16 protein-coding genes are annotated in these 22417 nt (G+C 72.2%); 3 read left to right on the plus strand and 13 right to left on the minus strand.

Going from position 1 to position 22417, the window contains the following annotated elements; genetic code table 11:
- The first annotated feature begins 31 nt into the window (after positions 1 to 31).
- Entirely contained in the window at positions 32 to 766 is a 735-nt protein-coding gene (locus tag EDD29_RS35105) for a beta-phosphoglucomutase family hydrolase (protein ID WP_123670872.1), read from the plus strand.
- A complete protein-coding gene (locus EDD29_RS35110) occupies positions 763 to 3132 on the plus strand; it encodes a glycoside hydrolase family 65 protein (protein ID WP_123668539.1) in 2370 nt (789 codons plus the stop codon). The genes EDD29_RS35105 and EDD29_RS35110 overlap by 4 nt, the downstream gene beginning before the upstream one ends.
- 12 nt (positions 3133 to 3144) lie before the next feature.
- Here the strand turns inward: EDD29_RS35110 and nadD are convergent, their stop codons facing one another.
- Positions 3145 to 3735, minus strand: coding sequence for a nicotinate-nucleotide adenylyltransferase (nadD, locus tag EDD29_RS35115; RefSeq protein ID WP_123668540.1), 591 nt, complete (start codon positions 3733 to 3735; stop codon positions 3145 to 3147).
- 59 nt (positions 3736 to 3794) lie between these two features.
- Between nadD and EDD29_RS35120 the strand changes: the two genes are divergently transcribed.
- Entirely contained in the window at positions 3795 to 4811 is a 1017-nt protein-coding gene (locus EDD29_RS35120; RefSeq protein WP_123668541.1) for a M48 family metallopeptidase, read from the plus strand.
- Positions 4812 to 4824: 13 nt separating this feature from the next.
- Here EDD29_RS35120 and EDD29_RS35125 read toward each other — a convergent pair whose 3' ends face one another.
- The 12 genes from EDD29_RS35125 to mreD all read right to left on the minus strand — a co-directional run bounded on the left by EDD29_RS35125 (position 4825) and on the right by mreD (position 22405).
- Complete coding sequence (locus EDD29_RS35125; protein ID WP_246053163.1) at positions 4825 to 6567, minus strand: TIGR03767 family metallophosphoesterase; 1743 nt, start codon at positions 6565 to 6567, stop codon at positions 4825 to 4827.
- 69 nt (positions 6568 to 6636) lie between these two features.
- The gene (locus EDD29_RS35130) at positions 6637 to 7899 is read right to left on the minus strand and encodes a glutamate-5-semialdehyde dehydrogenase (RefSeq protein ID WP_123668542.1); all 1263 of its coding nucleotides are present in this window, start codon (positions 7897 to 7899) and stop codon (positions 6637 to 6639) included.
- On the minus strand, positions 7896 to 9074 hold the full coding sequence (proB, locus tag EDD29_RS35135; protein ID WP_123668543.1) for a glutamate 5-kinase: 1179 nt from the start codon (positions 9072 to 9074) through the stop codon (positions 7896 to 7898). Before proB ends, EDD29_RS35130 begins: the two co-directional genes overlap by 4 nt.
- A 71-nt stretch (positions 9075 to 9145) precedes the next feature.
- Positions 9146 to 10531, minus strand: a complete 1386-nt coding sequence (gene obgE / locus EDD29_RS35140) for a GTPase ObgE (RefSeq protein WP_123668544.1) — start codon at positions 10529 to 10531, stop codon at positions 9146 to 9148.
- 101 nt (positions 10532 to 10632) lie between these two features.
- Positions 10633 to 10890: a 50S ribosomal protein L27 gene (rpmA, locus tag EDD29_RS35145; RefSeq protein ID WP_123668545.1), complete on the minus strand. Its 258-nt coding sequence runs from the start codon at positions 10888 to 10890 to the stop codon at positions 10633 to 10635.
- Positions 10891 to 10902: 12 nt separating this feature from the next.
- Positions 10903 to 11214: a 50S ribosomal protein L21 gene (rplU, locus tag EDD29_RS35150; protein WP_123668546.1), complete on the minus strand. Its 312-nt coding sequence runs from the start codon at positions 11212 to 11214 to the stop codon at positions 10903 to 10905.
- A 357-nt stretch (positions 11215 to 11571) separates the two neighbouring features.
- Positions 11572 to 14487, minus strand: coding sequence for an Rne/Rng family ribonuclease (locus EDD29_RS35155; protein ID WP_246053566.1), 2916 nt, complete (start codon positions 14485 to 14487; stop codon positions 11572 to 11574).
- Positions 14488 to 15547: 1060 nt separating this feature from the next.
- Positions 15548 to 16330: a TIGR03936 family radical SAM-associated protein gene (locus EDD29_RS35160; protein ID WP_123668548.1), complete on the minus strand. Its 783-nt coding sequence runs from the start codon at positions 16328 to 16330 to the stop codon at positions 15548 to 15550.
- Positions 16331 to 16593: 263 nt separating this feature from the next.
- Positions 16594 to 18525, minus strand: coding sequence for a TIGR03960 family B12-binding radical SAM protein (locus EDD29_RS35165; RefSeq protein ID WP_123668549.1), 1932 nt, complete (start codon positions 18523 to 18525; stop codon positions 16594 to 16596).
- 96 nt (positions 18526 to 18621) lie between these two features.
- Positions 18622 to 19785, minus strand: a complete 1164-nt coding sequence (rodA, locus tag EDD29_RS35170) for a rod shape-determining protein RodA (protein ID WP_123668550.1) — start codon at positions 19783 to 19785, stop codon at positions 18622 to 18624.
- The gene (gene mrdA, locus EDD29_RS35175; RefSeq protein WP_123668551.1) at positions 19782 to 21830 is read right to left on the minus strand and encodes a penicillin-binding protein 2; all 2049 of its coding nucleotides are present in this window, start codon (positions 21828 to 21830) and stop codon (positions 19782 to 19784) included. Before mrdA ends, rodA begins: the two co-directional genes overlap by 4 nt.
- Positions 21827 to 22405: a rod shape-determining protein MreD gene (mreD, locus tag EDD29_RS35180; protein WP_123668552.1), complete on the minus strand. Its 579-nt coding sequence runs from the start codon at positions 22403 to 22405 to the stop codon at positions 21827 to 21829. The genes mrdA and mreD overlap by 4 nt, the downstream gene beginning before the upstream one ends.
- Between the last annotated feature and the right edge of the window lie 12 nt (positions 22406 to 22417).

Genomic DNA, 22417 nt, shown 5'->3' on the forward strand with positions numbered 1-22417 from the left:
AACGGGCCCGGGCCGGGGTAAGGCTGTGCACATGCTTGCGCTCCCCGACGAGATCAACGGCTTCCTCTTCGACCTGGACGGGGTCGTGACGGACACCGCTGCGGTGCACGCGGCCGCCTGGAAGCGGATGTTCGACACATTCCTCGCCGAGAGGAATCTGGACCCCTTCAAACTTCCGGAGGATTACACGCGCTTTGTCGACGGCAAGAAACGGGAGGACGGGACGAGATCGTTCCTGGAGTCGCGGGGCGTGGTCCTGCCCGACGGCGATCCGGATGATCCGCCCGAGGCCGAGACGGTCTACGGGCTGGGCAACCGCAAGAACGCCCTGGTGCTCACGCTGATCGCCGAGGACGGGGTGGCGGTCTTCCCGGACGCGGTGGCCCTGCTGGAGCGGGTCCGCGCGGCGGGGGGCCGCACGGCCCTGGTGTCGTCGAGCGCGAACGCGGAGGCGGTCCTGGAGGCCGTGGGCCTGACGGGCCTGTTCGACGCCCGGATCGACGGGGTGACGGCCCGGGAACGGGGCCTGCCGGGCAAGCCCGCGCCCGATATGTTCCTGGCGGGCGCGGAGGCGGTGGGGCTGCCTCCGTCGGCCTGTGCCGCATTCGAGGACGCCCTCGCCGGGGTGGCGGCGGGACGGGCGGGTGGTTTCGCGCTAGTAGTCGGGGTGGACCGGGTCAAGGACGGGGCGCACGGCCCCTCTTTGGCCGAAAACGGTGCCGATGTCGTGGTGACCGATCTGCGCGAGCTTGTGGAGCAGCAATGAATCCTCCCTACGAGGTGGACCCCTGGCGAATCCGGGAAACCGAGCTGGATCTCGCCCGCCTCGCCCAGACGGAGTCCGTCTTCGCCCTGTCGAACGGGCACATCGGCGTCCGGGGCAATCTTGACGAAGGCGAACCGAGCGGCCTTCCGGGCTCCTACCTGAACTCCCTGTACGAGCAGCGCCCGCTGCCGCACGCCGAGGCCGGGTACGGGTATCCGGAGTCGGGCGAGACGGTGATCAACGTCACCAACGGCAAGATCATCCGCCTGCTGGTGGACGACGAGCCCCTCGACGTCCGCTTCGGCGACCTGGAGTCGCACGAGCGGGTGCTCGACCTGCGCGCCGGGACCCTGACCCGCCGGATGGTCTGGAAGTCGCCGGCGGGCGCCCGGATCGGGCTGACCTCGACCCGGATCGTCTCGCTGACCCAGCGCGCGATCATGGCGATCCACTACGAGGTGGAGGCGCTGGACGAGGAGACCCAGTTCGTCGTCCAGTCCGAGCTGGTGGCCAACGAGCCGCTGCCGGGGCCGGGGCGGGCCGATCCGCGGGTGTCCGCGGTGCTGATGGCCCCTCTGGTCGAGGACGAGCACTTCGCCAACGACGACCGGGTCGTCCTGGTCCATGAGACGCGGGCGAGCGGGCTGCGGATGGCCGCGGCGATGAGCCACGAGATCGAGGCGCCGGGCAAGATGTCGGTCGACGCCGAGGCGCAGCCGGACATCGGCCGGGTGACGGTGGCGACCCGGCTCAAGGCGGGCCAGAAGCTCACCCTCGTGAAGTACGTCGCCTATGGCTGGTCGAGTCACCGGACCCGGGCCGCGCTGCACGACCAGGTGGCGGCGGCGCTCGCGGGCGCGGAGCTGACGGGCTGGGAAGGCCTCGTCGAGGAGCAGCGCGCCTATCTCGAGGAGTTCTGGCGGGGCGCCGACGTGCAGGTGGAGGGCGACCCGGAGGTGCAGCAGGCCGTCCGGTTCGCCCTGTTCCACATCCTCCAGGCGGGGGCCCGCGCGGAGCGGCGGATGATCCCGGCGAAGGGGCTCACCGGCCCCGGCTACGACGGCCACACCTTCTGGGACACCGAGACCTTCGTCCTTCCGGTCCTCACCTACGCGCTCCCGGACGCCGCGGCCGACGCGCTGCGCTGGCGGCACTCGACGATCCCGCAGGCGCTGGAGCGGGCGGCGCAGCTGAACCTGCCGGGGGCCTCGTTCCCGTGGCGGACGATCAGCGGCCAGGAGTGCTCGGGGTACTGGCCCGCCGGAACCGCGGCGTTCCACATCAACGCCGACATCGCCGAGGCCGTCGCGCGCTATGTGGACGCCACCCAGGACGAGGCCTTCGCGCGCGAGATCGGGGTGGACCTGCTGGTGCACACCGCCCGGCTGTGGCGGGGCATCGGCCACCACGACCTCAACGGCAAGTTCCGCATCCACGGGGTGACCGGCCCGGACGAGTACAGCGCGGTGGCCGACAACAACGTGTACACCAACCTCATGGCGCAGGCGAACCTCCGGGACGCCGCGGACGTGGCGCTGGCGATGCCCGAGGAGGCGGCCCGGCTGGGGGTGACGGCCGAGGAGGCCGCCTCGTGGCGGGACGCGGCCGACAAGATGCTGATCCCGTTCGACGAGCGGCTCGGGGTGCATCCGCAGAGCGCGGGGTTCACCGACCACGCGCCGTGGGACTTCCTCAACACGCCGCCCGGCGACTACCCGCTGCTGCTGCACTACCCGTACTTCGACCTGTACCGCAAGCAGGTGGTCAAGCAGGCCGACCTGGTGCTGGCGATGCAGCTGTGCGGGCACGCGTTCACCCCGGAGGAGAAGGAGCGCAACTTCGCCTACTACGAGGCGCTGACGGTCCGGGACTCCTCGCTGTCGGCGCAGACCCAGGCCGTCATGGCGGCCGAGGTGGGGTATCTGGAACTGGCGCACGACTATCTCGCCGAGACCGCGCTGATGGACCTGCGCGATCTCGGCCACGACACCGCGAACGGGCTGCATCTGGCGTCGCTGGCGGGCGCGTGGAACGCCCTGGTGTCGGGGTTCGGGGGCCTGCGGCCCGATCACGGGACGCTGTGCTTCTCCCCCAGGCTGCCCGAGACGCTCGGCAAGCTGAGCTTCCGGCTGCGCTACCGGGGGTCGCTCATCTGCGTCACGGTCCGGCCCAACGCGGCGACGTACGCGCTGTACGAGGGCGAACCGGTGCAGATCAGCCACCACGGCGAGGAGCACCTGCTGGACAAGGAGATCACGCTGACGATCCCGAAGATCACCCCGAACCTTCCGGCGCCGCACCAGCCGCCGGGACGGTCCCCGCGGCGGCACACCCACGACCCGTTCCACGACCAGGGCACGGTGTGAGGCACGCCGGGATCACTCCGTGTAGAGCCCGTTCTTGTTGATGTACTGCACGATCCCGTCCGGGACCAGGTACCAGACGGGTTCGCCCGCGCGGACCCGGTCCCGGACCTCGGTGGAGGAGATCGCGAGAGCGGGCACCTCGACCAGGTCGACCCGGCCTTCGGGGAGCCCCGGGTCGGCCAGGACGTGCCCGGGACGGGTGCAGCCGACGAACCTGGCGAGCTCGAACATCCGGTCGGCGTTCCGCCAGGTGAGCATCTGGGCCAGGGCGTCGGCGCCGGTGATGAAGTACAGCTCGGTGTCCGGCCCGAGTTCGGCCCGCATGTCCAGGAGCGTGTCGTAGGTGTAGGTGGGCCCGCTGCGGTCGATGTCGACGCGGCTGACCCGGAACCTGGGGTTGGACGCGGTGGCGATGACCGCCATGAGGTAGCGATCCTCGGCCGCGGTGACCTTCTTGTCGGCTTTCTGCCAGGGCTGCCCGGTGGGGACGAAGACCACCTCGTCCAGGCCGAACAGGTGCGCCGCCTCGCTGGCGGCGACCAGGTGCCCGTGGTGGATCGGGTCGAAGGTCCCGCCCATGATCCCCACGCGCCTTTCGCTCATGCTGACCAAGACTAGACGGACCCGGTCAGAGCCCCCCGCACCGGGTTAGGGTGCCGGTTATGACGCAGACACCCGATCGTGCACGTCGTAGATTCCCCGGTATCTCCTCCCGCGCGTACGAGCATCCGCTCGACCGGTCGGCGCTGGTGGCGCTGCGGTCGTTGTCGGGGTTCGACACGATCCTGCGGAAGCTGGCGGGGCTGATCAGCGAGCGCCAGTTGCGGCTGATGTTCCTCAGCGGCGCGGTCCGTGCGAACGAGCAGCAGTTCCGCCATCTGCACGAGGTGCTGCGGGACGCCTGCTACATCCTCGACCTGCCGAAGGTCCCCGAGCTGTACGTCACGCAGAGCCCGATGCCGAACGCGATGGCGGTGGGCACGGACAACCCGTTCATCGTGGTGAACACCGCGCTCCTCGACCTCATGGACGAGGAGGAGCTGCGGTTCGTCGTCGCGCACGAGGCCGGGCACATCCTGTCCGGGCACGCGGTCTACCGGCAGATGGCGCTGATCCTCACCGGGCTCGGCTCGCGGCTGTCGTGGCTGCCACTGGGCAACGTGGCCATCGGCGCGATCCTCATCGGCCTCCAGGAGTGGCAGCGCAAATCCGAGCTGTCGGCCGACCGGGCGGGACTGCTGGCCGGGCAGGACGTCGAGGCCGCCAAGCGCGCGCTGATGAAGCTCGCCGGGGGCTCCCGCCTGCACGAGATGTCCACCGAGGCGTTCCTTGCCCAGGCCCGCGAGTACGAGGAGTCAGGCGACCTGCGCGACGGGGTGCTCAAGTTCCTCAACCTGATGAAGCAGAGCCACCCGTTCGCGGTGATCCGCTTCGGCGAGCTGCACCGCTGGCACCAGACCCCCGAGTACACCGCGATCATGGCCGGGGAGTACCCGCGCCGCGAGGACGACGGCACGGCGTCCTTCACCGAGGAGGTGAAGAACGCCGCCCGGTCCTACAAGGAGTCCTGGGAGCAGTCCGGCGACCCGCTGGTAGGCAGGGTCCGGGACGCCGCGGGCGGCGCCGCCGACCTCGCGGGCGCGGTCTTCGACAGGTTCGGCCGCCGCTCGCAGAACTAGGCACGCCGGACGGCTAGAAGGGGGCCGGGACGAGCAGTTCCACGTTCCGGTCCTCCGCCGTTCCCGGCCCGAGGTGCTTCTCCTGCCAGTCGTTGCCCGACAGCTCGCGCGACAGGGACGCCAGGCCCGGGACGCCCAGCCCGCCGGACACCGCGGGCGCGTGGGCGTCGATGATCGTGCCGAAGACCGAGAGGGTGCCGTCGCGGTTGTCGGCGATCTCGATGATGCGGCTCTGCTGCGGCCAGTCGATGTGCGCGGCGGTGCTGACCTCCCAGAAGCCGCCCTCCGGGCCCGTCTCGCGACGGTGCGGCACCACCTCGTTGACGTGCGTGTGCCCGTTCACCCACAGCACGACGTTCGGGAAGCGCAGGAGCAGCTTCTCGACCTCCGCGCCGAGGATCCGGACGAGCCCGATCGGGTTGGTCAGGGTGTCGATGGTGTGGTGGCTGAACAGGACGAAGAGGCGGTCGGTCGCCTTGTTCGCGACGACCTCGCCCGCCTCGTTCAGGTAGCGGCTCGACCCCTTGAGCAGTTCGGACCTCAGCCACGTGAACTGCACGAGGTCCAGGGATCCCTCGGCGTACCCGTAGGGGTTGACGGTGTCGAGGACGAGCCCGCGGACGAGCCCGGCGTCGAAGCCGTAGTAAGCGGTGCCGTTCCTGCGGTTGGCCTCGGTGAACCCGTGGCCCGCGCCGTGCTCGGCGACGATCTCGGCCCGGGTGAGCAGTCGCCGGTCCGGGTCGGGCGCGACCGTGCGGAACAGCGCCGACCTGCTGTCGGCCATCGCCCTGACGGCCGCGGGACCGCCCTTGCCGAGGACGTCGGCGAGTTCCCTGCGCTCCGCCTCCGACGCCGGGGCGGTGATCTTCACGTCGCCGATCGCGATCGACTTGAGCACGGAGGTCGGCAGGTTCCCCTGGACGAGCCCGTCGTGGTTGCCGAAGACCGCGAGCCAGGGGGTGTCCAGACCGGTCGCCTCGAACGGGCGGCGGGCGGCGTCGAGCAGACCGGGCACCTTCGGGAAGCCGTACTTCTCGGTCGGCACGTCGGTGCCGCCCTCGGGGTGCCAGTACCTGTCGTCCGGCCACGCCATGACGCCCTCGAACAGGGAGTGGTCGCCGGAGTCCGGGCGGATCGTCCGGCCGCCGTCCAGGAGGTCGATCATCCAGCGGACCTCGTTGAACTGGGCGTTGTCGGCGGCGTCGCCGGTGTTGATGGTGAACGCCAGCCGCGCGCCGAGCGCGGGGCCGCGGCCGAGCCGGTTGACGGCCCGGACCATCGCCTCGGCGACCTGGGTCGTCAGGATCTCCTGCGGCCGGTAGGCGCCCGCGATGGGATTGGCGCCGAGGAGGTCGCCCGGGTCGCTCAGCCGGTCGAGGTACTCGATCCTGGCCGGGGACTGGGCGTCGATGAGGTGCACGTCGGTGAAGTGCGCGAAGGTGAGGAGGTCGGTGCGGCGCGCGACGCGGCCCGCGCCGGTGGCGCCGCCCAGGTCGTCGCGGAAGACGTGCGGTTCGCCGGGGCCGGAGACGACGGTCCGGTAGCCGCCCGCGCCGGGGGCGCCGAGCCGCAGGGTCGCGGCGAGCGTGGTGCCTTCGACCGGGCCGAGCGGGTCAGGCGCGGCGGCGAGCGCGAGCCGCGAAGGATAGGCGACGAGCCCGGAGGTGACCGCGCCGAGCGCGATGCCCTTGAGCAGGGACCTGCGGCCGATGGACGGGGGGCGGGGGGTGCCCTGAGGGCGCGTGGCATGCGTCACAACGCCTTATCAGAGCACACCCCCGCCTGTGACATCAAGGGTCGGAGTGTCACTCACGTGTCACGGTCGTCAGCCGCGGACGTGGCCCTCCCCGACGAACACGTACTTGGTCGAGGTCAGCTCGGGCAGGCCCATCGGGCCGCGCGCGTGCAGCTTCTGGGTGGAGATGCCGATCTCGGCGCCGAAGCCGAACTCCTCGCCGTCGGTGAACCGGGTCGAGGCGTTCACCGCGACCGCGGCGGAGTCCACCAGCGCGGTGAACCGGCGCGCGGCGGGCTGCGAGCTGGTCACGATCGCCTCGGTGTGGCCGGAGCCGTAGGCGCGGATGTGCGCGACCGCCTCGTCCAGGGAGTCGACGATCGCGGCGGCGATGTCCAGCGACAGGTACTCGGTGCGGTAGTCCTCGACCGTCGCGGGGACGACGTCGGCGGAGAACGCCGCGATCCGCTCGTCGCCGTGCACCGTGACGCCGCGGTCCTTCAGCGCCTCCAGCGCGCGCGGCACGAACACGTCGGCGATGTCGGCGTGCACCAGCAGCGTCTCGGCGGCGTTGCAGACCGAGGGGCGCTGCGTCTTGGCGTTGACGAGGATGCTCAGCGCCATGTCCACGTCGGCCGAGGCGTCCACGTAGACGGCGCAGTTGCCGACGCCGGTCTCGATGACCGGGACCGTCGACTCCTCCACCACCGAGTTGATGAGGGAGGCGCCGCCGCGCGGGATGAGCACGTCGACCAGGCCGCGGGCCCGCATCAGGTGCTTGACCGACTCTCGGTCGCGGCCCGGCACGAGCTGGATCGCGTCGGCGGGCACCTCGGTGCCGGCCAGCGCGTCGCGCATGACGTTCACCAGCGCCGTGTTGGAGTCGTACGCCGAGGACGAGCCGCGCAGCAGCACCGCGTTCCCGCTCTTCAGGGTGAGCGCGGCGGCGTCGACGGTGACGTTCGGCCGGCCCTCGTAGATGATGCCGACGACGCCGAGCGGCACCCGCAGCTGGCGGAGTTCGAGCCCGTTCGGCAGGGTGTAGCCGCGCACGGCCTCGCCGACCGGGTCGGGCAGCCCCGCGACGTTGCGCACCGCCGCGGCGATGGCGGCCAGCCGGTCGGCGTCGAGGCTGAGCCGGTCCAGCATGTACTCCTCGGTGCCCGACTCTCGCGCGCGCTCCACGTCGACGCGGTTGGCGGCGAGGATCTCCGCCGCGCGCTCGAGGAGCGCGTCGGCGATGGCGTGCAGCGCCGTGTCCTTGACACCGCGCGGCAGCGGCGCGAGGTCAGCCGCCGCGGCACGCCCGCGCGCCGCCACCTCCAGAACCTGATCGCGCGTGCCTTCGCTCATCGCCCATCTCCTGTCTCGTCCGGCGCTGCGGCCGTGCGGGTGGTTTCGGACCTCGGCGGGTCCAGGATCACGAGGTCGTCGCGGTGGATGATCTCGCGTTCGTATTCGGGGCCCAGCTCGCGGGCGAGCCAGCGGGTGGAGCGGCCCATCAGGTCCGGGATCTCGGCGGCGTCGTAGTGCACGAGCCCGCGCGCGACGGTCCGTCCGGCGGAGTCGCACAGGTCGACCGGATCACCCGCGGCGAAGTCCCCCTTGACGCCGACGACCCCGGCCGGGAGCAGGGACTTGCGCCGGTGGACGACCGCCTGCACGGCCCCGTCGTCGATGACGATCTTGCCCTGGCCGGTGGTGGCGTGCGCGAGCCACAGCATCCGGGTCGGGGGCCGCTGCCCGTTCGGGTGGAAGTAGGTGCCGACCGGCTCTCCCGCGAGCGCCTGCTCGGCGGCCCCGGCGCTGGTGAGCACGGTGTGGACGCCCGCGCCCGTCGCGATCCTCGCGGCCTCCACCTTGGTGACCATGCCGCCGGTGCCGACCTTGGTGCCCGCGGCGCCGGTCTGCACGCCCGCGAGGTCGGCGGGCGAGCGGACGTCGCTGATGCGCAGCGAGCCGGGCAGCCGGGGGTCGCCGGTGTAGAGCGCGTCCACGTCCGACAGCAGCACGAGCGCGTCGGCCTGCACGAGGTGGGCGACGAGCGCGGCGAGCCTGTCGTTGTCGCCGAACCTGATCTCGTCGGTCGCGACGGTGTCGTTCTCGTTGACGATCGGCACGACGCCGAGGCGCAGCAGCGCCCGCAGCGTGCGCTGGGCGTTGCCGTGGTGCGCGCGCCGCATCATGTCGTCGGCGGTGAGCAGGACCTGGCCGACGCCCAGGCCGTGCCGGTGGAAGGAGGCGCTGTAACGGGCGACGAGCAGGCCCTGCCCGACCGACGCGGCGGCCTGCTGCGTCGCCAGGTCGCGGGGGCGCCTGCTGAGGCCGAGCGGGCCGAGCCCCGCGGCGATCGCGCCGGAGGAGACGAACACGACCTCGCTGCCCGCCTTGCGGCGCGTGGCGAGCACATCGACGAGGGTGTCGATCCGGTCCTCGTCGATCGCGCCATCGGGCGTGGTGAGGGAGGACGAGCCGACCTTCACCACGATCCGGCGCGCGTCGGCGACCGCCGACCTGAGCGTTTCCATACTCCGCGTCTGCTCCTGCCTCGTTGCCGCTGTCGGGCCGCCCTCGGAGAACCGCCCCTAGGGGGCCGCGGTCACCATTCCGAGAGGCGCTGGTCGGTGCCGCGCGGGCCCATGTGCACCTCGCCGGACGAGGAGATGTCCGGGTGCCAGTCGAAGACGACCGAGTCGTCGGCCGAGCCGATCATGACGGTGGCGCCCTCTTCGGCGCCCGCCTTGCGCAGCTGGTCCTCGATGCCGAGGCGGTTCAGGCGGTCGGCGAGGTAGCCGACGGCCTCCTCGTTCTGGAAGTCGGTCTGGCGCACCCAGCGCACCGGCTTGGTGCCGGTGACCAGGAAGTCGTTGTCGCCGACCCGCTTGACCTCGAACTCGGGCCCGGCGACGGGCGCGGGGCGCAGCACGAGCCGGGTCGGCTCCTGCGCGGGCTGGGCGGCGCGGTGCGCGGCGACCATCTCGGCCATCGCGAACGACAGCTCCCTGAGCCCCATGTGCGCGGCGGCCGACACCTCGAACACGCGCAGGCCGCGCGCCTCGAACTCGGGCCGGACGATCTCGGCGAGGTCCTTGCCGTCGGGGACGTCGATCTTGTTGAGGACGACGACGCGGGGCCGGTCCCCCAGCGCGACGGTGTCGTCGCCGGCGAACAGCTCGTCGTAGGCGGCGAGTTCCCGCTCGATGATCTCGAAGTCGGTGACCGGGTCGCGGCCGGGCTCCAGCGTCGCGCAGTCCAGCACGTGCGCCAGCGTCGAGGAGCGCTCGATGTGCCGCAGGAACTCCAGGCCGAGGCCCTTGCCCTGGCTGGCGCCCTCGATCAGGCCGGGCACGTCGGCGACGGTGAAGACGGTCTCGCCCGCGCTGACCACGCCGAGGTTCGGCACCAGCGTGGTGAACGGGTAGTCGGCGATCTTGGGCTTGGCCGCGGAGAGCGCCGCGATGAGGGAGGACTTGCCCGCGCTGGGGAAGCCGACGAGCGCGACGTCCGCGACGGTCTTCAGCTCCAGGACGACGTCCAGGGCGTCTCCGGGCTCGCCGAGCAGGGCGAACCCGGGCGCCTTGCGCTTGGCCGAGGCCAGCGCCGCGTTGCCGAGGCCGCCCGCGCCGCCCTGGGCCGCCACGAAGCGGGTGCCCTCGCCGACGAGGTCGGCGAGCACGTCGCCGCCCTGGGTCTTCACCACGGTGCCGTTCGGCACCGTCAGCACGATGTCCTCGCCGTTGGCGCCGTTGCGCAGCGAGCCCGCGCCGGGCTTGCCGTTGCCGGCCTTGCGGTGCGGGCGCCGGTGGTACTCCAGCAGGCTCGAGGTGTTGGAGTCCACCTCGAGGATGACGTCGCCGCCGCGGCCTCCGGTGGCTCCGTCAGGGCCCCCCAGCGGCTTGAACTTCTCACGGTGCACCGAAGCGCAGCCGTGCCCGCCGTTGCCCGCCGCGATGTGCAGGACGACGCGGTCCACGAAGTCGGCCATTGAAGGTCCCTTCCGGTTGGGTGCCGGGAACTTCCCCGGCAAAGGACAAGGGCGGACCCGGGATCAGGTCCGCCCTTGGTACAACGAGTGCCCGTGCGGATCTACTCCGCGGCCGGGACGATGCTCACGGCACGACGGCCGCGGTAGCGGCCGAACTCGACGGTGCCGGCGACGAGCGCGAACAGCGTGTCGTCCTTGCCGATGCCGACGTTCAGGCCGGGGTGGTGGTGGGTGCCGCGCTGGCGGATGAGGATCTCGCCGGCGTTCACCAGCTGACCACCGTAACGCTTGACGCCGAGGCGCTGGGCATTGGAGTCGCGGCCGTTACGGCTGGACGATGCGCCCTTCTTATGTGCCATTTCCGAGACTCCTTACTTGGCCGAGATGCCGGTGATCTTGACCTGGGTGTACGGCTGGCGGTGACCCTGACGCCGCTTGTACCCGGTCTTGTTCCGGTAGTGCATGATGTGGATCTTCGGGCCCTTGATCGCGCCGAGGACCTCGGCGGTGATCTCGTACTTGGCCAGCTCGGCGGCGGCGGAGACGACGTTGTCGCCGTCCACGACCAGCACGGCCGGGAAGGTGACGGTCGCGCCGACTTCGGCGGCGAGCTTGTCGACGTTCAGGACGTCGCCGTCGGCGACCTTCTCCTGACGCCCGCCCGCACGGACGATCGCGTACACAGCGGTACCTTTCGCTTGTTCTTTCCAGAGCCCCTGCGTGAGGGCCTGTCCCCGCGCGCCTGCCGGGAGGCCGGATCGCGGTGGGGACGGCACACCGCGGATACCGCGGCGCTCTCTGCTCGCCTCGGATGAGGCAACCGCGCCTATGAGGCGCGAAAAGGCGGACGTGCTGGAACACGTCCGACGCCAGGGTAACCGAACCCCCGGCCAGAACGCGAATCGGCCCTGCGGGCCGGGCACCCGGCGAAACCGGGCCCCAGGCGGCCCGCAGGGCCACGAAGTAGTACGCCGGGGCCGTGCGCATCTCTGCGCGACGACCCCGGCGACATGATCTCGCTCGGGCGCTACCGCCCGGGACTACTCGGCGTCGGCGGGCGCCGGGGCCTCAGCGGGCTCCCCTGACTCCATCGCCTTGGCCGCCTCGATCTTCTCCGCGCGGGTCGGCCGGCGGGTGCGCCGCCGCTTGGGCCCCTCGTCGCCGGACGCGTCGGCGTCCTGGTCGGAGCTCGCGCCGTCGACCACGGCCTCCACCCGGACGGTCTCGCCGTTCTCCAGGGTCAGCGCGATCGTGCCGGCGTCCTCGAAGTCCTCCGGGGGCGGCCCGGCCGGACGGGTCCGGCGGGTGCGGGTCCGCTGCTTGGGCTTCGGCTCCGCGGGGGCCTCGGCCTCCTCGGCGGCGACCGTCTCGACGACGGCCTCCTTGGCCTCCTTGGCGGTCTCGGCGTCGTGCCGCGAGACCTTGGCCTCGACGACCCGCTCGATCTCGCCCTTGCGCTTGCGCTTGCGCCCGCCGCTCTGGGAGCCGCCCGAGTCCTCCTTCTTGGAGTCGTCGACCGGGGTCAGCTGGACGTGGATGCCGCGCCCGTTGCAGCACTCGCAGACCTCGGAGAAGGCCTCCAGCAGGCCGCTGCCGACCCGCTTGCGGGTCATCTGCACCAGGCCCAGGCTGGTGACCTCGGCGACCTGGTGCTTGGTCCGGTCCCGGGCCAGGCACTCCAGCAGCCGCCGCAGCACCAGGTCCCGGTTGGACTCCAGCACCATGTCGATGAAGTCGATGACGATGATGCCGCCGAGGTCGCGCAGCCGGAGCTGCCGGACGATCTCCTCGGCCGCCTCGAGGTTGTTGCGGGTGACGGTCTCCTCGAGGTTGCCGCCCTGCCCGGTGAACTTCCCGGTGTTGACGTCGACGACGGTCATCGCCTCGGTCCGGTCGATCACCAGGGAGCCGCCCGAGGGCAGCCACACCTTGCGCTCCAGCGCCTTGGCCAGCTGCTCGTCGATCCGGTAGTGGGAGAAGGCGTCGCCGTCCCCGTCCCACTTCTCGGTGCGGTCGGCCAGGTGCGGGGCGACGCCTTCGACGTAGTCCTGCACCTGGTCCCAGATGCTGTCGCCCGCCACGACGAGCTTGACGAAGTCCTCGTTGAAGATGTCGCGGATCACCCGGACCGTCAGGTCGGGCTCACCGTGCAGCAGCGACGGGGCGCTCGCGGCCTTGATCTGCTTCTGGATCCGCTCCCACTGCGCCGACAGCCGGGCGACGTCGTTGGCCAGCTCCTCCTCGGAGGCGCCTTCGGCCGCGGTCCGCACGATCACGCCCGCGTTCTCCGGCATGATCTTGCGCAGGATCGACTTGAGGCGGGCGCGCTCCTTGTCCGGGAGCTTGCGGCTGATGCCCGTCATGGAGCCGTCCGGCACGTACACGAGGTAGCGGCCGGGCAGCGAGACCTGGCTGGTGAGCCGGGCGCCCTTGTGGCCGAGCGGGTCCTTGGTCACCTGGACCAGCACCGACTGGCCGGACTTGAGCGCCGCCTCGATCCGGCGCGGCTGCCCGACGAGGCCGGCGGTGTCCCAGTTGACCTCGCCCGCGTACAGGACCGCGTTGCGGCCCTTGCCGATGTCGACGAACGCCGCCTCCATCGAGGGCAGCACGTTCTGGACCTTGCCCAGGTACACGTTGCCGACGTAGCTCTGGTGGCTGGCCCGGTCGACGTAGTGCTCGACGAGGACGCCGTCCTCCAGCACGCCGATCTGGGTGCGCTCGCCCTCCTGGCGGACGACCATGACGCGCTCGACCGACTCGCGCCGGGCCAGGAACTCGGCCTCGGTGATGATCGGCGGGCGGCGGCGGCCGTGCTCGCGGCCTTCGCGGCGGCGCTGCTTCTTGGCCTCGAGGCGGGTCGAGCCGCGCACGGCCTGGACCTCGTCCTCCAGCCGGGTGACGCGCGGGGTGCGCACCCGCACGACGGTGTTCGGCGGGTCGTCGGGCTGCGGCTCGTCCTCGTCGCCTCCGGAACGGCGGCGACGGCGACGGCGACGGCGGCTGCTGGAGCCCTGCGCCTCCTCGTCACCGTGGTCCTCGTCCTCGTGCTCTTCGCCCTCGCCCTCGGCCTCGGTCTCGGCGCCCTGCTCGGCCTCCTCGGCCTCGCCGTGCTCCTCGTCCTCGCCCGCCTCGTCGCGGGCGCGGCCACGGCCGCGGCCGCCGCGACGGCGGCGGCGCCGGCTCGGGCGCTCGGCGTCCTCTGACTCCTCGCCCTCGCCCTCGGCTTCGGCCTCCGCCTCGGTCTCCTCGGCGATCTCCTCGACGGGCTCGGCCGGGGCCGCGGCGCGCTCGGCGCGTTCCGCACGCTCGGCGCGGGCCACCTCGGACGGAGGCTGGAAGACCACCATGGGCGGCTGGAAGACGACGTCGTACGCGGCGGCCTCGGCCTCGGGCTCCGGCTCGACGGCGGGCCGCGCGGGCGCCGCGAACGGCGTGGCGAACGGCGTGCTCATCGAGAAGGGGTCGGAGACCAGCGGGGCGGGGGGCTCCTCGGCGCGGCGGCGACGGGTGCGGCGGCGGGGCTCCTCGGCCTCGGGCGCGGCCTCCGCGGCGGCGGCCTCCGCCGCGGCGGGCTGCTCGGGGGCCTGCACGGCCTCCTCGGCGGGCGCGGCGGGCGCGGCGCTCGGGGCCTCGACGGGCGCGGCCTCCGCCTGCTCGGCCTCGGGCACCGCCTCGACGGCCGCCTTGCGGGACCGGGTCCGGGTGCGCTTGACCGGGGTCTTGGGTTCGGGGGTCGTCACGGCGGACTCCAGCACGGCCGCGGCCTCGCCGGAGACCTCGCCCAGGTCCTCCGACGGCTCGGCGAGCTCGGTGTCCGGGCCCACCTCGGCGGCGGCCTCGGCGTCGAGGTCCGCGGCGTCCTGCGGCGGACCCGCCGGACGGGCGGAGCGGCGGGTGCCCTTGGCGGCGGCCCTGCGGCGCGGCGCGGGGCGCTCGGCCTCCACGGCCTCCACGGCCTCCGCGGGCTCCGCGACGGGGGCGCTCTCCTCGACGGCCTCCACGGCCTCGACGGGAGCGGTCGCGGCGGGCACCGTCACGACGGCGGGCGCCTCCTCGACCTCCGGCGGCGGACCGGCGGGGCGGGCGGCGCGGCGCTCGCGCACGGCGCGCTTCGGCTTGGCGGCGGGCTCCTCGGCGGCCGGGGCCTCCACCGGAGCGGGCGCCGCGGCCGGAGCGGCGTCCTTGGCGGCGACCGTGATCACCACGGGCACCGGCTCTTCCTCGACCTCGGGCGGCGGACCCGCCGGACGCGCGGCGCGCGCCGGACGGCTCTTGGCCCTGCTCGGCCGAGCGACCTCGTCGGCCTCAGCGGCCTTGGCGGTCTCAGCGACCTCTTCCGCCGCAGCGGCTTCGGCCCTGGCGGCCTGAGCAGCGGCTTCCTGCGCCTCGGCTTCGGCCTTGGCGGCGGCCTCCCGCTCCTTGGCGGCCTCGGCCTGGGCGGCGGCTTCCTGTGCCGCGGCGGCCTCCTCCTCGGCGGCCACCGCTTCGGCGGCCGCGAGGTCGACGTCGGTCACGTCGGCGTCCGCCGCGTCGGTCTCGGCGGGCGGCTCGTCCTGGGTGACCGGCTCGTCGGCTTCCGCGGTCGCGGAAACCGCCACGGAAGCCGTGACCTCCACCGGCGCGGCCAGCGCCGCGGGCACGGGCGCCGCCGCGACGGCGGGTCGTGTCGCGGCGGTGATCGCGGCGGGGGCCTCGTCCTCCGGCGGCGGACCGGCCGGGCGGGCCGCCCGGCGTCGGGCGGCCTGTGCTCCGGCCGCATCCTCTGTCACATCAGCGATCGGTTCGTTGTCGTTGTCGAGCATTCGGGCAGTCTCCCGTCAGGCTCCCGGGCAGCACCCGGCGCGCCGGCGGCCTTGCCGCAGGCGTGGCTCGGGGTGCGCCGCACAGGAGCTCTCCGTTCTCTCGGCGTCGTGGCGTCGCCACGACGAAGTCTGTTCAGTGAGCCTGGTCGGCTCACGGTTGCGCCAGACCCTGCCCTGGAGGCCGCCGCCCGTACGGGCGGGGCCACGAGGTTCAGGCGCCGACGGCGTCCGGCCCGGCGGCCGATAGGGCCGCGGCACCGGAGAGCTCCGGGTCGCGGTCGCCATCGAACGGGTCGCCGATGCCGCCGTCCTCCGTCAGGGGTCCCTGCGCCAGCCTCGTCACCAGGGGCGGCGACGGCGGCGCGAGGTCGGCCACTTCGCGGAGGGCGGTGAGAACGTCGTCCGGACGTACGGCGGGTGTGGCGTGCCGTACGACCATGCGCAGGACCGCTGCGCTGCCGGCGTCCGTGGTCTCGACGCTCAGCGCGGCTACCGCGCCGCGCGCGTCGAACCGGCGCCGGCCCTTCTTGGTGAGGCGTTCCACCTCGATCACTTCGGCGTCCAAGAACGCCGCCACGGCAGACTCGGCGGCGTCCACAGGGACGCCGTCCAGCCGCAGCAGCCATTCGGAGGCCTCGAGGCGGTCGGCCAAGGCCGTGCCGACCCGGGCGGGTACGACGTCGATGACGTCGAGGCCGCCGGGCAGCGCCGCGTCGAGCTCGGCCCGGATCCGCGCAGGGTCGCGGTTCTCGGTGAGCCCGATCTCCAGGTACTCAGCCTCGCTGGCCGTTCCCGTAGCCGCCGCACCCGCGTAAGAGATCTTCGGGTGCGGAGTGAATCCGGCACTGAACGCGACAGGGATCCCGGCGCGCCTCACTGCGCGTTCCACGGCCCGGGAGATGTCACGGTGGCTGGTGAACCTGAGGCGGCCGCGCTTGGCATAGCGGATCCGCAGCTTCTGGGTCACCGGGGCCGGTGCAGGACCGTCCGGCATGGGGGCCAGTGGTCTGTCCTTCCTACTAGCACGTTCTCTCTCGGCGGCCCGGTGCTCCGAATCAGACCGATTTTCATCGGTCCGCCCTTCGATGCGACCACCGTCGTACAACGAGTGTCTGAACCTAGAGTACGGTGCGCGGCGAACGCCTTTGTCCAGCGCGTCCCCCGAACGGGGTTCCACCCGAGCTGTTCCCCTGTGACGGGGATCTCAACCGCCCTGTCTCCGCGATCTCAGGAGACCGCGGAGACCCACCGGTCTCCTCAGCCGTTCACGACGCTGAGGGGCAGCAGCTTCCGGCCGGTCGGGCCGATCTGGATCTCGGTGCCCATCGACGGGCAGACCCCGCAGTCGTAGCAGGGGGTCCAGCGGCAGTCCTCGACCTCGGCGCCGTCGTCGATGGCCTCGCGCCAGTCCTGCCAGAGCCACTCGCGGTCGAGTCCGGCGTCCAGGTGGTCCCAGGGCAGGACCTCGACCTCTTCGCGCTCGCGCACGGTGTACCAGTCGAGGTCGACGGGACCCTCCTCGAAGACCTCGGCGGCCTTGGCCATCCAGCGCTCGTAGGAGAAGTGCTCGGACCAGCCGTCGAACCGGCCGCCGTCCTCCCACACCGCGCGGATCACCGCGCCGACCCGGCGGTCGCCGCGTGACAGCAGTCCCTCGATCACCGAGGGCTTGCCGTCGTGGTAGCGCATGCCGATGGCGCGGCCGTACCGCTTGTCGTTGCGCAGTTCGTCCCGCAGCGCGCGCAGCCGCCGGTCGACGGTCTCATGATCGGCCTGCGCGGCCCACTGGAAGGGCGTGTGCGGCTTCGGCACGAACCCGCCGATGGACACGGTGCAGCGGATGTCACGGCTGCCCGTGGCGTCCCGGCCCGCCTGGATGACCCGTCTGGCCATGTCGGCGATCGCCATGACGTCCTCGTCCTCCTCGGTGGGGAGGCCGCACATGAAGTAGAGCTTGACCTGGCGCCAGCCGTTCTCGTACGCGGTGGTGACGGTGCGGATGAGGTCGTCCTCCGACACCATCTTGTTGATCACCTTGCGCATCCGCTCGGAGCCGCCCTCGGGCGCGAAGGTCAGGCCGGAGCGGCGGCCGTTGCGGGAGAACTCGTTGGCCAGGGTGATGTTGAAGGCGTCCACCCGGGTGGACGGCAGGGACAGCGAGGTCTTGGTGCCCTCGTAGCGGTCGGCGAGCCCCTTGGCGACCTCGCCGATCTCGCTGTGGTCGGCCGACGACAGCGACAGCAGGCCGACCTCGTTGAAGCCGGACGCCTTGAGGCCCTGCTGGACCATGTCGCCGATCGTGGTGATCGAGCGCTCGCGCACCGGACGGGTGATCATGCCGGCCTGGCAGAACCGGCAGCCGCGGGTGCAGCCGCGGAAGATCTCCACCGAGAAGCGCTCATGGACGGTCTCGGCCAGCGGGACCAGCGGGTTCTTCGGGTAGGGCCAGGCGTCGAGGTCCATGACGGTGTGCTTGACGATCTGCCACGGCACGCCCTGCCGGTTCGGCGCGACCCGCTGGATCCTGCCGTCGGGCAGGTAGGTGACGTCGTAGAACTTCGGCACGTAGACGCCGCCGGACACCGCGAGGCGGTGCAGCAGGCCGTCGCGGCCTTCGGGACGGCCCTCGCGCTTCCACTCCCGGATCACCTCGGTGATCTTGAGCGAGATCTCCTCGCCGTCGCCGAGCACCGCGGCGTCGACGAAGTCGGCGATCGGCTCGGGGTTGAACGCCGCGTGGCCGCCCGCCAGGACGATCGGGTCCTCCTCGCGCCGGTCGGCGGCGAGCAGGGGCATCCCCGCGAGGTCGAGCGCGGTCAGCAGGTTGGTGTAGCCGAGCTCGGTGGAGAAGGACACCCCGAGGATGTCGAACGCGCCGACCGGGCGGTGGCCGTCGACGGTGAACTGCGGGATCTTGTGCTCGCGCATGATCGCCTCGAGGTCGGGCCAGACCGAGTACGTCCGCTCGGCCAGCACCCCCTCGCGCTCGTTCAGCACCTCGTAGAGGATCTGGACGCCCTGGTTGGGCAGGCCGACCTCATAGGCGTCCGGGTACATCAGGGCCCAGCGCACCTCGGCCGAATCCCAGTCCTTGACCGTGGAGTTCAGCTCGCCGCCCACGTACTGGATCGGCTTCTGCACCGACGGCAGCAGCGGCTCGAGCCGCGCGAACACCGACTCAACAGACATGACGGACCTTCCAGATCGTTACACGGCAAGATCAACGAATGCGGGAATCGCGGGGATGTTCCGGGACGCCCGGTCAAAACCCCAGGCTACCGGGCTTCAGGCGCTCCTGCCTCGGACGTGGACACCCTGGAGCAGGCCGAGCGCGATCATCGCGGCGAACGTCGCCGATCCACCATAGGAGACGAACGGCAGCGGCAGGCCGGTGATCGGCATGATGCCGATGCACATGCCGATGTTCTCGAACGTCTGGAACCCCAGCCAGCACACCACTCCAGCGGCCACGAGGGTGCCGAAGGGGTCGCTGGCGTGCGCGGCGATCCGCAGGCCGCGGAACAGGATGACCCCGATGAGCGCGACGATCACGAGCCCGCCGAGATAGCCGAGTTCCTCGCCCGCGACGGTGAAGATGAAGTCGGTCTGCTGCTCGGGGACGAACTGCCCGGTGGTCTGCTCCCCGTGGAACAGGCCCTTGCCGAACAGGCCGCCGGACCCGACCGCGATCTTGGCCTGGGCCGCGTTGTATCCGGCGCCGCGCGGGTCGGCCGTCGGGTCGACGAAGGCGGTGAACCGGGCGATCTGGTAGGCCTTGAGCACCCCCGCCATGATCGCGCCCACGGCCAGCGCGACGCCCGCGCCGACCAGCCCGACGGTCCAGATCTTCGAGGCGCCCGACAGCGCGAGCATCCCGATCACCACGACGCACAGCACCATCGTGGTGCCGAGGTCGGGCTGGAGCATGATCAGCGCGGCGGGCGCGCCCGCCAGGCCGAGCGCGATGAGGATGTCCTTGCGGCCGGGCCCGACCTCGCCGTCGCGCGGCTCACCGAGGATCATCGCCAGCAGCACCACGAGCCCGACCTTGGCGAACTCCGACGGCTGCACCTGGAAGCCGCCCCCGATGACGATCCAGGAGTGCGAGCCGTTGACGGTGTCGCCGAGCGGCGTCAGGACGGCGATGAGGCCGACGATCGAGAGCCCGTAGAGGATCGGCGCGTAGGCGCGCAGGAGGCGGTAGTCGCACACCGCGACGGCCGCGTACAGGACCGCGCCGATCGCGAGGTTCAGCACGTGCTTCTTGAGGAACGCCTCGGGGTCGGCGCGCAGTCCGGCCCGGGTCGCGGAGTACACCAACAGCGAGCTGATCACGCCGAGCGCGATCACCGGCACGATGAGGCCCCAGTCGAGGCGGCGGAGGAGTGACCTGTGCTCGGTCAGCCGCTGCGGCCAGGGCTGGCGCGCCGCTCCGTACCCGGCGCTCATGGCGCCACCTCCGGCAGGCTCGTCGGGAGGTGGCCGTCGGGCAGGGACGCCTTCACGCCGCCGAGCCCGTAGATCGCCTCGTAGATCTTGCGGACGGCCGGGGCGGCGAACGCGCCACCGGTGCCCGCGTCGGTGACCATCACGACGACCGCGTACTCGGGCTTCTCCGCGGGCGCGAAGGAGGCGAACCACGCGGTGTCGTCGTAGCCGTAGACCTCCGCGGTGCCGGTCTTGCCCGCGATGTGGACCTTGTCCATCGGGAAGCCGCCGAAGGCCCCCGCCGCGGTGCCCTGCGTGGTGACCTCGGCGAGCGCCTTGCGGATGTAGGTGATGGTCTTGCCGTCGACGGGCAGCTTGCCCGCGGGCTTCGGCTCGATCCGCCGCACGACGGTTCCGTCGGGGCGGACCAGGGCGGTCCCGACGTGGGGGGTGACCAGGGTGCCGCCGTTGGCGATGGCCGCGTACGCGCGGGCGAGCTGGAGCGGGGTGACCAGGACGTCGCCCTGGCCGACGGAGAAGTTCGCCGCGTCGCCGGCCCGCCAGACGAAGCCCTCCAGGCAGTTCTCCTTGGCGATCGCGCTCAGGTAGGCGGCCCGGGTGGGGCTGCTGACCTCGGGGTAGCCCGTCTTGGCCCGCTTGCAGTTCTCGGTCTTCGTCGCCGCCCAGTAGTCCTTCTTCCAGGTCCGGTCGGGGATGCGGCCGGGGGACTCGCCCGGCAGGTCGACCCCGGTCCTGGTGCCGAACCCGAACTTCCTGGCCATGCCGACCATCGGGTCCTTCGGGTTCTTGACCGGCTTGGTGGACCCGTCCTTGAGCCAGGCGTCGTAGGCGAACTTGTAGAAGATCGTGTCGCAGGAGACCACGAGGGCGGTGTGCAGGCTCATCGGGCCGTGCCCCTGGCCCTCGAAGTTCTGGAACGCCCGGTCGCCGACCATGAAGGAGCCGGGGCAGTCGTAGGTGCCCCTCAGCGAGTTGCCGTCGTTGACGGCGGCGGCCACCGAGGAGATCTTGAAGGTCGAGCCGGGCGGGAACTGGCCCGAGATCGCCCGGGAGATGAGCGGTTCGCCGCGCTTCTTGCCGAGCAGCGCGTCGTACTCCTCCTGGGAGATGCCCCCGGTCCAGATCGAGGGGTCATAGGTGGGGTAGCTGGCGAGCGCGACGACCCGGCCGGTGTTCACCTCCAGGACGACGCCCGCCGCGGCCGGCTTGCCGCCCGCCTTCTTGACCTTGTCGACCTGTTCGGCGATCGCGTTCTCGACCGCGGCCTGGACGCCCGCGTCCATGCTGGTGACCAGGTGCGAGCCCGGCACCGGAGCCTGTTCGCCGGCGATCCCGGTGACCCTTCCCCGCGCGTCGACGTTCACCTTGCGGACGCCGGGGCTGCCGCGCAGGTCCGCGTCGTAGGTGGCCTCCAGGCCGTCGCGGCCGATGAGGTCGACGCCCGCGAACCCGGTGACGCGCAGTCCCTCGCGCTGGTCCATCTCCTCCTGGGTGATGGGCTGGAGGTAGCCGAGCGTCTGGGCTGCGCTGGCGCCGTCCGGCTCGGGGTGCTCGCGCACCGCCTGGACCTGGGCGATGACGCCGGGGAACTCCTCCTGGCGCTCCAGGATCTGGAGGCCCTCCTTGGCGGTGACCCTGTCGTCGACGGGGATCGGCTGGTAGGGCGAGCCGGGCCAGCACGGCCGCGGGACGGTCGGCGAGCACAGCCGGGTCCGCTGCTGGAGGTCCTCCGGCGTGGTGCCGAGCACCTTCGCCAGCTCCGCGACGACGCTCTTGCCCCGGTCGGGCAGCCTGCCGAGGACGGTCAGGTCGACCGACACCACGAGGGCCGTGCGGTTGCGGACCAGGGGGCGGCCCTCGACGTCCAGGATGGAGCCGCGGACGGCGGGGACGACGATGTCGCGGGTGCGGTTCTCGGCGGCGACGGTCCGGTAGTGCTCGCCGTTGACGACCATGAGCACCCACATGCGCCCGGCCAGCACGAGCAGCAGCGCCGCCACCAGGACGTGCAGCACCACGAGCCGCGATCGGGTCCGCCCGTTCACCGGGACTGCCTGCCCAACCGCGCGTACCCGGGCACCGACAGGCCGCCGCGCGGCTCGCGCCGTTCGCCACGGCGCGAGAACCGCAGCACGGCCCAGACGACGAACGGGCTGGCCAGCAGGTCGTACAGCACGGCCAGCGGCACCACGCTCGTCACCGCCTCCCAGGAGGTGCGCGGGTCGCCGAGCAGCATTCCGACGAGCGCGTAGGCGAGGTTGCCGAGCAGCGCGCCCGCGGCGACCATGAAGAACGGGAGCACCGGCGAGCGCTGGACGTCGAGCCGCAGCAGGCCGCAGCCGTAGCCGATGAGGCAGTACACTAGGGCGTAGCGCCCGATGGTGTGGTCGGCGGGCGGCGCGATGTCGACCGCGAGGCCCGCGCAGAACCCCGCGACCATGCCGACGCGCTCGCCGCTGAACAGGGCGAGCGCGAGGACGGTGAGCAGGACGAGGTCGGGCGTGACGCCCCCGGGCAGCGGCAGCCGGTTGGCCACGGTGACCTGCACGAGGATGGCCGCGACGATGACGATGAAGGCCCGGAGTTTGACCCCCTGGGCCTCCTCTGCGGAGTTCAGCACGCTTTTCTAGCT

This window comes from Actinocorallia herbida (assembly GCF_003751225.1).
GTDB classification, from domain to species: domain Bacteria; phylum Actinomycetota; class Actinomycetes; order Streptosporangiales; family Streptosporangiaceae; genus Actinocorallia; species Actinocorallia herbida.